Below are 13,626 nucleotides of genomic sequence, written 5' to 3'. Positions count from 1 at the left end.
TAAGTAAGTAAAAAAGTTGTTGTAAGAGTAAATAGCATACTTAAAGAACAACCATATTGTTGAAACAACAGAAATAAGTTGTTGTTGAGTATGCTATTGAATTTCCCGTTCATGGTCATTGCCGTGTCTACATTGAGTGCATTCAGTTTATTTTTGCTTGTGCTATAGTGTGTACATTTCAACTGTACAGGTGATTCTATGAAAATTATCAACTTCACGGATGCGAGGGCAAAACTGTCCGATGTTCACAAAACCGCGGTTGGCGGTGAGCCAGTGATCATTCGCCATAAGTCATTTGGTAAGGCGGTACTCATTTCGGAGGCTGAATATCGTGAGTTTGCGGCCAATAAATTAAAGCAGGACGTAACGGCAATATTTGACGAATTTGATGCTGAACTTAGGGAATTGAGCGACCGATGATTTTCCATATTTCTCTTGATAAGATTTGTTATATCAGAGAAGAGTTAATTGATCGATACGGTGGCCTGCATGGTGTTGTAGATATTGGTCGAGTTGATGCTGTTTTGTATCGTATTCAAGCATTGTGTGAATATGAAGCATTGACCGACTTAGCGCCGGAACTGGTGGAGCTAACCGTATTAGCGGAAACTGGTGATGATGTGAGAGATAATATTGCTAAATGTTTCTTCCAAAATGGAATGAATAATTGTTTTTTGTAATTAGTTGTCTATTTTTTTTCACTGGGTAATTAACAAAGAATTGATATTGATAAACCCGTGAGGAAATAATGAATACTGCTTTTTCTGTTATTGAGTCAGTCTAAATACAGAAATCATCTATTGTGAAGAACTAAATAGAGTGTTAGAAATCCCTACGCAGCTTACGTCAATACGGTCAGTAAATTAAAATAGAAACACTCAAAGCATATATCGTCAGCCCAAATACACCTGATTGATATCCTGACGCTTTTGAGGTTTTAGATTTCCCCCGAATTAAGCAAAAATTTACGGCGATTTTTATTCATTCCGCACGATGGATAGCGATTAATTAGCCATTTTATGTGATATTAATCACATTCTTGTCATGTTTATATGATAAATATCGTGATCTTGTGGTCATAAAATTCAGAGGACGAAATTCCCTGTTATTTATTTCCACACTACTCAGCTGGAAACGGTTTATTGTTCTCTCAAACGCCACGTATTAAGTGACGAGTGTTCTCCGCTTTCATTTTTTTACTGCGGAACAGGCTGGAACTATTTTTTTATTCAGAGCCATAAGGTTGAAACACCGGCTCGGTAATATGAAGAAGCGCTGTATGGCGCTATTTACGTGATTATTCGTTTAATGGCCTCTGGCGTTATCTCCGTTTCAGGATTAAGGTTCAATTATGTAAGGTTTCAAATATGGATGGATTAGTTTTCACCTGCCAAATTGGCGCATTGCCCCAAACAACCTTTCAGGTATCGCAATTTACCTTGCAGGAAGAGCTGTCACAGCTTTATAGCCTGACGTTAAAGGGGGTTAGCTCACGTGATGATATTCCTTTGAATGACCAATTAGGGAGCAGTGCATCATTGACCATTACCCGTAATGGCGTTACCGAACGCACCATTAATGGTTTAATCGCCGGCGCTGAACAGGGTAATACCGATGGCCGTCGTACTTTTTATACCTTCACCATTCGCCCTCCCATGTGGCTAATGACGCTGAATCAGAATAGCCGTATCTTCCATCGACAATCTGTACCGGAAATCCTGGCGCAATTGCTTAAAGAGCATCGTATTTTATTTGTCCGTGATACGCCCTATAAACGCCATGCTGAACGGGAATACACCACGCAAAAACGGGAATCAGACTATGACTTCTGGTGCCGGCTGGCGGCGGAAGAGGGCATTGCTTTCTGGTTTGATGAAGTACAGATGTTGTTCTGTGATTGCCGCCTGGGCATGCGGGCGGATATCGATCTTACTTACAATACGCATCCTGAAACGGACGATACCGATACCACGGCATACCAGTGGAGCTATGGCGAATACCTGTGCCCGAATGGCACTGTCCAGAAAGACTATAACTTTCTTAACCCCAAATATTCGCTCGAACACCGGAAGACAGCCGACAATCGTGGGTACGGTTCGGTATTTGAAAGCTACGGGCGTTTTCAGTGGGATGCGGAAGGAAAACCGTTTACCCAACTGCGGTTAGAGCAGTTACAAAACTACAGCAAAGTCGGCACAGCCCAAACCAACTGTATCCGGCTTCGTCCGGGTAGAATTTTTACGCTGCAATCCCATCCAATAGAAACGATGAATGACCGCTGGCAGGTGTTGTCTGTCACTCATTATGGGCGGCAACCTATCGCCTCAAACGACGGTGGCGAAGGAACAACACTGACAAACGATGTCACCTTTATTCCAGGGCGACAGGACTGGCGGCCACCTTACCGCTACAAACCGCTGGCGGACGGTGATGAAGTCGCTACGGTGGTCGGGGCGGGCAGCGAAGAGATTTATGTTAACAAACACGGCGAGATACGTATCCACTTCCATTGGAACCGTTACGATGAAGCGGACGACCTTGCTTCCTGCTGGGTACGGGTCGCACAGGGCTGGAACGGCAACGGTTTCGGTTTTATGGCGATACCCCGCGTCGGGCAGGAGGTGATAGTCAGCTATCTGAATGGTGATATTGACCGCCCGATTGTGACGGGCTGTACCTACAACGGCCTCAACCGCCCGCCGCTTGATTTACCGGCGGAGAAAACCCGAACCACCTTTAAAACCCGCACCCACCGGGGCCAGGGATTTAATGAGCTGCGCTTTGAGGATGCCAAAGGCAGCGAGGAAGTGTTTATTCATGCTCAGCGGAATATGAATACCCAGGTTCTCTGGGATAAAACCACGCAGATAGGCCATGACCAGCAAACAGACGTTGAGCATAACCGCACTGCGATAATTAAAAACGATGATGACGAAGCCGTGCAGGGCTTCCAGACGCTGGAAGTCGGTCAAAATCAAACGGTGACTATTAAAGGTCAGCAAGCCATTTCCATTGGTAAAAGCCATCAATTGAACGTCGCCGATAACCAGCAAATTACCGTGGGTAAACATATCTCGCTGCACTCTGACCGCGGGCAAATCACCATTGGGAACGCAGGCGGACAGATAGTCATTGATCCCATGGGGAATATCCGTATTGAGGGCGTCAGCATCACTATGACCGACCACATCACCGGCAAGAAATCCGCCGGTGCGCTGTTTGATTATTCAGCCCGCTATACCCTGCTGAGTGAGCAAAGCGATAAGCCGCTGGTGAATGTCCCCTACACCATCACCACCGGCGATGGTCAGGTCATCCCGGGTAAAACTGACGCGCTGGGCAGAACCCTAACTGTGCAGAGTGCGGCAGAGGAAAATCTGCAACTGCGTTCACCGCAAGCAACACCCAAGCCGAAGAAAACCGTATACGAGGTCAGTGATAACGCGCCCGTAGAGTATGTGATGGAATTTATGGAGGAGTAAGTATGGCAATATCCAACAGCGGCAAGATGTGCCCGGCCGTCACATCAATCACCTGCACGATGGAAATCGGGGTCTTTCCCGCCGATGAAGATCCCTGCTACCTGGCGAAAAAAGCCGAATATGCGCTGCGTCTGCCGGCAATGATTATCACCAAGCTGGGGGCTATTCGCTTTCTTAATCAAGTCATTATGAGCGGGTTGATTAAGGTTGAGGAGCTTAAACATGACTTCCTGTGGCCCTATAAAGCGGAAGTGGTGTTTGCTATCAGAGCGGCTAAAGACGTTCCTCTGCCTATGCTGGCAACCAGTCAAATATCGAAACAGCGTTATGGTGATAACTTACCACAATCCAGTAATCCGTTTGCCCGGCCTTCTGCCGAAGACGCGGAGAAATTTGGTGTTAAACGTATTCGCCGCCCCGATATTATTCTGGTTAAAGATGAGACTCTCCGCTGGCCGGGCAGAAATGCCACCTACTTCGATGGTTCTGTGCACCCCGATAATCTAAAAATGTTGATTGAGGTGAAATTTCCGGGGGATGATCTAAGTAGAGAGCAGGAACGGGATTATATGCTAATTGCGACAGAAGAACGCTTTGGTGTGCTACGTGTCGATGATAGCCGCACAGAAGAACAAAAACAGTATGATGAAGCGTGGCGAAGACTTTATCAACCTGGTTCCCAACACTATAAAAATCCGATACCGCTGGCCCCGCTGCCACCTGGTTCACCGCCTGATGATACTTTACCTCCCCCCACGCCTCCCGAAGAGGGTGTGCCGGGGACCATTCATCAGCCGCTGACAAAAAAACTCCCGCTGGTCAGCACTTCTCCCTGGTCTTTTTTACCCAGCTATGAAGACTGGGTTATCCTCGGACAAGAGGTGTCTGGTCTGGCCGAAAATGGGTTGAATTATGTCCGCGACAGTACCCGGGAGCTCCTTGCTCAGTTTGGAGAATGGTTTAGTAAAACCGGAAAGTGGGTGTGCGAAGAGATTATTGATCCGGTCACTCATCAAGTCAGCTACGCGTTTTCCTGGGTTAATGAACAAACCGGGAAAATCGTGACCTGGACGGAGAGTGAGATAAAAGCCCGGTGGCAAACTGTGCAACAGGGCTCAGATATCACCCTGGAGGAGCTGAAAAACATTAGCTGGATGCAAATATTGAAAGAAGTGGGGGAAGGCATGCTGGAAGTGGTTGTGATTGTTGCCGAAGTTGCCGTTGTTATCCTCGTCACCCTTGCCGTCGCTGCCGCGCTGATTGCACTGGTGGAAATTTTAGCTGCCGCAGCAGCAGTCAGCGCCGCAGCATTAGCGGCTGTCCTGGCAATATTGGCGAGTGTGACATTCGCCACCGCCTCATAATGAAAGGAGAGAAATATGAAGACCTTGGATTATTTTTCCCAGTTGAGATCACAACTGGCCGCATTTACCTTCCTCAATGGTGATGGGCTGACTGTTTCCCGTCTGGGTATCTCAATTACCCTGTTTTTTAAACAGGGTTATACCCAGGAGAAAAAACAGCGCATTCTGTCCTGTTATCGCCGCTTTCGGGAAGAATTTGGTACTCACCTGCGTTTTCACCGCCATTCACTGAAAGGGCTAAAAAAATATTCACCAGAAAATATAGCCAAAGTGGAAGAGGGTATTCTTAATCAGAAAAAAAACCAGCTGTCTACCTGGGATATCAGTGACGCTAAAAACATCTATGAAGCTCCCCACTATCTGATGCATTACCTGGATTCCGATGAGGATGATGGAGACGATAGTAGCTCCTACCTGAGTCTGGTACTGCCCTGGGATTATCTGAAAGAAGAAGACGGCATGACCAAATTTATGGCCTGGCTGGAGTTTCTGTGTGAACAGCTCGAACCGGACAGTGGGGACTGTGGTTACTGTCTGGTCATGCCAAAAGATTACCATGACTATTTTCCCTTAGAGTACCAGTTAGCGCAACGTTATCCCTCTCTGCAAGTCAATTCTGCGGTTCATACCGCGGTATTACAGTATGAACATTCCATCCGGGGCATTAATTGGATCACCCTACTGTCCAAACGCTTTGTAGGGCGACTGGGTGGGGAATACTGGATACGCACAATGCTGGCCCGCTACCCGGATGTGGTGATTAGTCCCTACCGGGATGGTCTGATTATCCGGGCCGGTCAATACCCAGATCTGACACCGCTGCCGGGCAGCGTGCCGGAGAGTTATTTTGCCATTAACCAACTGATACGTCCGATACGGGTGATCCCCCGTGAAGGTCATTCTTTGCATTTTTATGGGGCCGGTCATTTTACTACAGCTTCCACCCTGGCCTGGTATGCCCGCTATGACCGTGGGCCTCTGCACGTGACCCCGTTGAAGGGAAGCCATCCGGCTCTTGTCAGCGGATTCTGGCGAACCGACAGCATCCCTGGCAAGCAGTATTTCTTTGCTCAGGGCGCGATGGCTTTTGATATTCAGGGTGCGGAGTCGGGCACCACGCTCTGGCACCTGATACGGGAAGGGAAAAATATGTGGGAATAACAGATTATCCACTGCCTCATCATGAACGGAGAGAATATGGAAACTTCGGATTATTTTTCCCGGCTAAAATCACAACTGGCCGATTTTACTTTTACCAATAGTGATGGGCTGACTGTTTCCCGTCTGGGTATCTCAATTACCCTGTTTTTTAAACAGGGTTACACGCAGGAGAAAAAGCAACGTATTCTGGCCTGTTATCGCCGCTTTCGCGAAGAGTTTGGCACTCACCTACGTTTTCATACTCATGAACTAAAGGGGTTAAAAAAATATTCCCCAGAAAATATTGCCAAAGTGGAAGAAGGCATTCTTAATCAGAAAAAAAACCAGCCCTCTAGTTGGGATGTTAGTGACGCTAAAAATCTCTATGAAGCCCCTCGCTATCTGATGCATTATCTGGATTCCGATGAAGCTGATGGTGATAATAGTAGCTCTTACCTAAGCCTGACACTTCCTTGGGATTATCTGAAAGAGCAAGACGGCATGACCAAATTTATGGCCTGGCTGGATTTTCTGTGCGAACAACTCGAACCGGACAGTGGAGATTGTGGCTACAGCCTGGTCATCCCCAGAGATTATCATGACTACTTTCCCTTAGAGTACCAGCTAGCGCAACGTTACCCCTCTCTGCAAGTCAATTCTGCGGTTCATACCGCGGTATTACAGTATGGACATTCCATCCGGGGCATTAACTGGATCACCCTACTGTCCAAACGCTTTGTAGGACGACTGGGTGGGGAATACTGGATACGCACAATGCTGGCACGCTACACGGATGTGGTGATTAGTCCCTACCGGGATGGTCTGATTATCCGGGCCGGTCAATACCCGGACTTGACACCACTGCCGGGCAGCGTGCCGGAGAGTTATTTTGCCATTAACCAGCTGATACGTCCGATACGGGTGATCCCCCGTGAAGGTCATTCTCTTCACTTTTATGGTGCCGGTCATTTTGATGAGACTTCCACCCTGGCCTGGTATGCCCGCTACGACCGTGGCCCTCTGCATGTGACCCCTTTGAAGGGAGGCCATCCGGCTCTTGTCAGCGGATTCTGGCGAACCGACAGCATCCCTGACAAGCAGTATTTCTTTGCTCAGGGCGCGATGGCTTTTGATATTCAGGGCGCGGAGTCGGGCACAACAATCTGGCATTTAATACGAGAAGCGGAAAATATAACGGAGTAAATAATGCGAAGTGTAGTGGAAAGAAAAAAAATTATCCTTAAAGGTGATACCACAACAACCGGCGGAAATGTTCTTAATGGTTCCGGTTTGGTAAATCAACAATTGGAGGTTGCCCGTAAAGGTGACCCGGTATTTTGTCCCGCCTGTAAACAAACTGGCGCTATTGCGGAAGGCTCCAACTTATTCAATATACAGGGAATACCCGTCGCACTGGAGGGACACCTTGTTAAGTGTGGTTGCCAGACTGGAGCTTGTCGATTAAAGGTCCGGTCATAAATATCAAACTCCAGGGCCCTTAATTGAAATACCCACAAAACTAAGGCAGGTTTTAAGCTGTGATTAACATTCATTTTTTTAACTGATAATGTTAATCGGTATAAAGTTTTAACCGTTTTTTTACCCCTTTTAACGCCTGCTTTTTATTAAGTTTAATCATCATTGGCTTATCATGTTTTACGTCTAACGAATACTCATCATACCCACTGTTTATCTTTACTGACGCTGTCTTACCCGCAGTTTTAATAAGTCATCCCCCTTTGTTTTTTCTTCATAAATCAGCAAATAAATAACCTGATAATATAAAAACACCTCTTTCTGTTTTTCCGATAATCACCTCCTGTTTCAGAACTTAAATCCTGCCAGATTAACCGTTTTATCCCTTTTTTATTGCATTATCTTTAGGGTTTTATTCATAAAATAACCGGTGAGAAAGCACTTAAATACCCGTCTATTCGGATAATATTTTTTACGCATGGATTTCTTTTCAGCTCTCTTTTAACGGTTAATAATTTCCGATTAAATGTCATTAAATCCCCTGCTAAGAAGTTGTATTTACTCAGTTAAATCCGCCCTTGATATAAAAGCAAAAAACTTTAATACTTCTTCATTTTCATTTTCATTTTCATTTTCATTTTCAAATAATTATAGCAGGTTAGGTAAATGTAAAATAAATGGAGCCATTTTTATCCATTTGCTTGGGTTTAGCCGCATGCGTGATAACTACACGGGTGATGATGTGAGAGATAATATTGCTAAATGTTTCTTCCAAAATGGAATGAATAATTGTCTTTTGTAATTAGTTGTCTATTTTTTTTCACTGGGTAATTAACAAAGAATTGGTATTGATAAACCCGTGAGGAAATAATGAATACTGCTTTTTCTGTTATTGAGTCAGTCTAAATACAGAAATCATCTATTGTGAAGAACTAAATAGAGTGTTAGAAATCCCTACGCAGCTTACGTCAATACGGTCAGTAAATTAAAATAGAAACACTCAAAGCATATATCGTCAGCCCAAATATACCTGATTGATATCCTGACGCTTTTGAGGTTTTAGATTCCCCCCGTATTAAGCAAAAACTTACGGCAATTTTTATTCATTCCACACGATGGATAGCGATTAATTAGCCATTTTATGTGATATTAATCACATTCTTGTCATGTTTATATGATAAATATCGTGATCTTGTGGTCATAAAATTCAGAGGACGAAATTCCCTGTTATTTATTTCCACACTACTCAGCTGGAAACGGTTTATTGTGCTCTCAAACGCCACGTATTAAGTGATGAGTGTTCCCCGCTTTCATTTTTTTACTGCGGAACAGGCTGGAACTGTTTTTGTATTCAGAGCTATAAAGTTGAAATACCGGCTCGATAATATGAAGAAGCGCGGCACGACGCTATTTAAAAGAGCTGAACGTGATTATGCGTTTAATGGCTGCTTGTGTTATCCCCGTTTCAGAATTAGGGTTCAATTATGTAAGGTTTCAAATATGGATGGATTAGTTTTCACCTGCCAAATTGGCGCATTGCCCCAAACAACCTTTCAGGTATCGCAATTTACCTTGCAGGAAGAGCTGTCACAGCTTTATAGCCTGACGTTAAAGGGGGTTAGCTCACGTGATGATATTCCTTTGAATGACCAATTAGGGAGCAGTGCATCATTGACCATTACCCGTAATGGCGTTACCGAACGCACCATTAATGGTTTAATCGCCGGCGCTGAACAGGGTAATACCGATGGCCGTCGTACTTTTTATACCTTCACCATTCGCCCTCCCATGTGGCTAATGACGCTGAATCAGAATAGCCGTATCTTCCATCGACAATCTGTACCGGAAATCCTGGCGCAATTGCTTAAAGAGCATCGTATTTTATTTGTCCGTGATACGCCCTATAAACGCCATGCTGAACGGGAATACACCACGCAAAAACGGGAATCAGACTATGACTTCTGGTGCCGGCTGGCGGCGGAAGAGGGCATTGCTTTCTGGTTTGATGAAGTACAGATGTTGTTCTGTGATTGCCACCTGGGCATGCGGGCGGATATCGATCTTACTTACAATACGCATCCTGAAACGGACGATACCGATACCACGGCATACCAGTGGAGCTATGGCGAATACCTGTGCCCGAATGGCACTGTCCAGAAAGACTATAACTTTCTTAACCCCAAATATTCGCTCGAACACCGGAAGACAGCCGACAATCGTGGGTACGGTTCGGTATTTGAAAGCTACGGGCGTTTTCAGTGGGATGCGGAAGGAAAACCGTTTACCCAACTGCGGTTAGAGCAGTTACAAAACTACAGCAAAGTCGGCACAGCCCAAACCAACTGTATCCGGCTTCGTCCGGGTAGAATTTTTACGCTGCAATCCCATCCAATAGAAACGATGAATGACCGCTGGCAGGTGTTGTCTGTCACTCATTATGGGCGGCAGCCTATCGCCGTCAAACGACGGTGGCGAAGGAACAACACTGACAAACGATGTCACCTTTATTCCAGGGCGACAGGACTGGCGGCCACCTTACCGCTACAAACCGCTGGCGGACGGTGATGAAGTCGCTACGGTGGTCGGGGCGGGCAGCGAAGAGATTTATGTGAACAAACACGGCGAGATACGTATCCACTTCCATTGGAACCGTTACGATGAAGCGGACGACCTTGCTTCCTGCTGGGTACGGGTCGCACAGGGCTGGAACGGCAACGGTTTCGGTTTTATGGCGATACCCCGCGTCGGGCAGGAGGTGATAGTCAGCTATCTGAATGGTGATATTGACCGCCCGATTGTGACGGGCTGTACCTACAACGGCCTCAACCGCCCGCCGCTTGATTTACCGGCGGAGAAAACCCGAACCACCTTTAAAACCCGCACCCACCGGGGCCAGGGATTTAATGAGCTGCGCTTTGAGGATGCCAAAGGCAGCGAGGAAGTGTTTATTCATGCTCAGCGGAATATGAATACCCAGGTTCTCTGGGATAAAACCACGCAGATAGGCCATGACCAGAAAACAGACGTTAAGCATAACCGCACTGCGATAATTAAAAACGATGATGACGAAGCCGTGCAGGGCTGCCAGACGCTGGAAGTCGGTCAAAATCAAACGGTGACCATTAAAGGTCAGCAAGCTATTTCCATTAGTAAAAGTCATCAATTGAACGTCGCCGATAACCAGCAAATTACCGTGGGTAAACATATCTCGCTGCACTCTGACAGCGGGCAAATCACCATTGGGAACGCAGGCGGACAGATAGTCATTGATCCCATGGGGAATATCCGTATTGAGGGCGTCAGCATCACTATGACCGACCACATCACCGGCAAGAAATCCGCCGGTGCGCTGTTTGATTATTCAGCCCGCTATACCCTGCGAAGTGAGCAAAGCGATAAACCGCTGGTGAATACCCGCTATACCATCACCACTGGCGATGGTCAGGTCATCCCGGGTAAAACTGACGTGCTGGGCAGAACGATGACCGTGCAGAGTGCGGCAGAGGAAAATCTGCAACTGAATTCACCGCAAGCAACACCCAAGCCGAAGAAAACCGTATACGAGGTCAGTGATAACGCGCCCGTAGAGTATGTTATGGAATTTATGGAGGAGTAAGTATGGCAATATCCAACAGCGGCAAGATGTGCCCTGCCGTCACATCAATCACCTGCACGATGGAAATCGGCGTCTTTCCCGCCGATGAAGATCCCTGTTATCTGGCGAGAAAAGCTGAATACGCCCTGCGTCTGCCGGCAATGATTATCACCAAACTGGGGGCTATTCGCTTTCTTAATCAAGTCATTATGAGTGGATTGATTAAGGTTGAGGAGCTTAAACATGACTTCCTGTGGCCCTATAAAGCGGAAGTGGTGTTTGCTATCCGAGGGAAGAAGGATGTTCCTCTCCCCATGCTGGCAACCAGTCAAGTCTCGAAGCAACATTATGGTGATAATTTACCACAATCCAGTAATCCGTTTGCCCGGCCTTCTGTCGACGACGGGGAGAAATTTGGTGTTAAACGTATTCGCCGCCCCGATATTATTCTGGTTAAGGATGAAGCACTCCGTTGGCCGGGCAGAAATGCCACCTACTTCGATGGTTCTGTGCACCCTGATAATCTGAAAATGTTGATTGAGGTTAAATTTCCGGGGGATTCCCTCAGTAAAGGGCAACAAACTGATTACATTCAGATTGCAACCGAAGACCGTTTTGGTGTGATGCGTGTCGATGATAGCCGCACAGAAGAGCAAAAACAGTATGATGAGGCATGGCGAAAACATTACCAACCCGGCTCACAACACTATAAAAATCCGATACCGCTGGCCCCGCTGCGGCCCGGTTCTCCTCCTGATGATGAAGCTTTACCCATCCCGCCCGAAGAGGGTGTGCCGGGGACCATTCCTCAGCCGCTGACAAAAAAACTCCCGCTTCTCAGCACTTCTCCCTGGTCTTTTTTACCCAGCTATGAAGACTGGGTTGTCCTCGGGCAGGAGGTGGCTGGTCTGGCCGAAAATGGATTGAATTATGTCCGCGACAGTACCCGGGAGCTCCTTGCCCAGTTTGATGCGTGGCTCAATCAAGCCGGCAAGTGGGTGTGTGAAGAAATTGTTGACCCGATAAGCCATCAGGTCAGCTACGCGTTTTCCTGGGTTAATGAACAAACCGGGAAAATCGTGACCTGGACGGAGAGTGAGATAAAAGCCCGGTGGCAAACTGTGCAACAGGGCTCAGATATCACCCTGGAAGAGCTGAAAAACATTAGCTGGATGCAAATATTGAAAGAAGTGGGGGAAGGCATGCTGGAAGTGGTGGTGATTGTTGCCGAAGTTGCCGTTGTTATCCTCGTCACCCTTGCCGTCGCTGCCGCGCTGATTGCACTGGTGGAAATTTTAGCTGCCGCAGCAGCAGTCAGCGCCGCAGCATTAGCGGCTGTCCTGGCAATATTGGCGAGTGTGACATTCGCCACCGCCTCATAATGAAAGGAGAGAAATATGGAGACTTTGGATTATTTTTCCCAGTTGAGATCACAACTGGCCGCGTTTACCTTCCTCAATGGCGATGGGCTGACTGTTTCCCGTCTGGGTATCTCAATTACCCTGTTTTTTAAACAGGGTTACACGCAGGAGAAAAAGCAACGCATTCTGACCTGCTATCGCCGCTTCCGTGAAGAATTTGGTACTCACCTGCGTTTTCACCGTCATGAGCTGAAAGGGCTTAAAAAATATTCACCGGAAAATATTACCAAAGTGGAAGAAGGAATCCTTAATCAGAAAAAAAACCAATTTTCTGGCTGGGATGTTAGTGACGCCAAAAATCTCTATGAAGCTCCCCGCTATCTGATGCATTACCTGGATTCCAATGAAGCTGATGGTGACGATGACAGCTCCTACCTGAGTCTGGTGCTGCCCTGGGATTATCTAAAGGAACAAGAGGGCATGGCTCGCTTTATGGACTGGCTGAATTTTCTGTGTGAACAGCTTGAGCCTGACAGTGGGGATTGTGGTTACTGTCTGGTCTTACCCAACGACTTCTACGATTACTTTCCTTTAGAGTACCAACTAGCGCAACGTTACCCTGCATTACAAGTTAATTCTGCGGTACATACAGCCAAATTACAGTATGAACATTCTATCCGGGGCATTAATTGGATCACCCTGCTATCCAAACGCTTTGTAAGACGACTGGGTGGGGAAATTTGGATACGTAAAACGCTGGCACGCTACCCGGATGTGGCGATTAGCCCTTACCGAAATGGTCTGATGATCCGGGCTGGTCAATACCCGGATCTAACACCACTACCGGGCAGTGTCCCGGCGAGTTATTTTGCCATTAACCAGCTGATACGCCCGATACGGGTGATCCCCCGTGAAGGCCATTCTCTGCATTTTTATGGTGAAGGACATTTTAATTCAACTTCCACACTGGCCTGGTATGCCCGCTATGACCGGGGTCCGCTGCATGTGACCCCTCTGAGAGGTGACCATCCCGCACTGGTCAGCGGAATTTGGCGAACCGATAGTCTGCCGGGCAAGCAGTACTTCTTTGCTCAGGGGGCGATAGCTTTTGATGTTGAAGGTGCAGAAACGGGCACAACGGTCTGGCATCTGATACGGGAAGCAGCAAATATGTGGGAATAACAGATTATCCACTGCCTCATCATGAA

The 13,626-nt window shown here is 46.9% G+C and carries 9 protein-coding genes and 1 pseudogene; all 10 read left to right on the top strand.

The window, feature by feature from the left end; all coding sequences use genetic code 11:
- Nucleotides 1-198: 198 nt before the first annotated feature.
- Nucleotides 199-420, top strand: a complete 222-nt coding sequence (locus tag VY86_RS01080; protein ID WP_023044700.1) for a type II toxin-antitoxin system Phd/YefM family antitoxin — start codon at nt 199-201, stop codon at nt 418-420.
- Entirely contained in the window at nt 417-680 is a 264-nt protein-coding gene (locus VY86_RS01075; protein ID WP_046973624.1) for a hypothetical protein, read from the top strand. Before VY86_RS01080 ends, VY86_RS01075 begins: the two co-directional genes overlap by 4 nt.
- A 687-nt stretch (nt 681-1,367) precedes the next feature.
- Complete coding sequence (tssI, locus tag VY86_RS01070) at nt 1,368-3,482, top strand: type VI secretion system tip protein TssI/VgrG (RefSeq protein WP_046973623.1); 2,115 nt, start codon at nt 1,368-1,370, stop codon at nt 3,480-3,482.
- 2 nt (nt 3,483-3,484) lie between these two features.
- A complete protein-coding gene (locus tag VY86_RS01065; RefSeq protein WP_046973622.1) occupies nt 3,485-4,846 on the top strand; it encodes a VRR-NUC domain-containing protein in 1,362 nt (453 codons plus the stop codon).
- A gap of 15 nt (nt 4,847-4,861) precedes the next feature.
- Entirely contained in the window at nt 4,862-6,007 is a 1,146-nt protein-coding gene (locus tag VY86_RS01060; RefSeq protein WP_046973621.1) for a DUF3396 domain-containing protein, read from the top strand.
- A gap of 36 nt (nt 6,008-6,043) precedes the next feature.
- On the top strand, nt 6,044-7,189 hold the full coding sequence (locus tag VY86_RS01055; protein ID WP_046973620.1) for a DUF3396 domain-containing protein: 1,146 nt from the start codon (nt 6,044-6,046) through the stop codon (nt 7,187-7,189).
- A 3-nt stretch (nt 7,190-7,192) separates the two neighbouring features.
- A complete protein-coding gene (locus VY86_RS01050; RefSeq protein WP_046973616.1) occupies nt 7,193-7,465 on the top strand; it encodes a PAAR domain-containing protein in 273 nt (90 codons plus the stop codon).
- Nucleotides 7,466-8,962: 1,497 nt separating this feature from the next.
- Nucleotides 8,963-11,078, top strand: a pseudogene (locus VY86_RS01045) (type VI secretion system Vgr family protein).
- Between the two features lie 2 nt (nt 11,079-11,080).
- On the top strand, nt 11,081-12,439 hold the full coding sequence (locus VY86_RS01040) for a VRR-NUC domain-containing protein (protein ID WP_046973619.1): 1,359 nt from the start codon (nt 11,081-11,083) through the stop codon (nt 12,437-12,439).
- 15 nt (nt 12,440-12,454) lie between these two features.
- Nucleotides 12,455-13,600 carry a DUF3396 domain-containing protein gene (locus VY86_RS01035; RefSeq protein ID WP_046973618.1) on the top strand — a complete coding sequence of 382 codons (1,146 nt, stop codon included), beginning with the start codon at nt 12,455-12,457 and terminating at the stop codon, nt 13,598-13,600.
- Nucleotides 13,601-13,626 lie beyond the last annotated feature (26 nt).

Origin of the sequence: Photorhabdus thracensis (genome assembly GCF_001010285.1) — a bacterium.
Classification (GTDB): domain Bacteria; phylum Pseudomonadota; class Gammaproteobacteria; order Enterobacterales; family Enterobacteriaceae; genus Photorhabdus; species Photorhabdus temperata.
The sequence above is the reverse complement of the archived record's forward strand: the minus strand, read 5'-3'. Positions and strand labels throughout refer to the sequence as shown.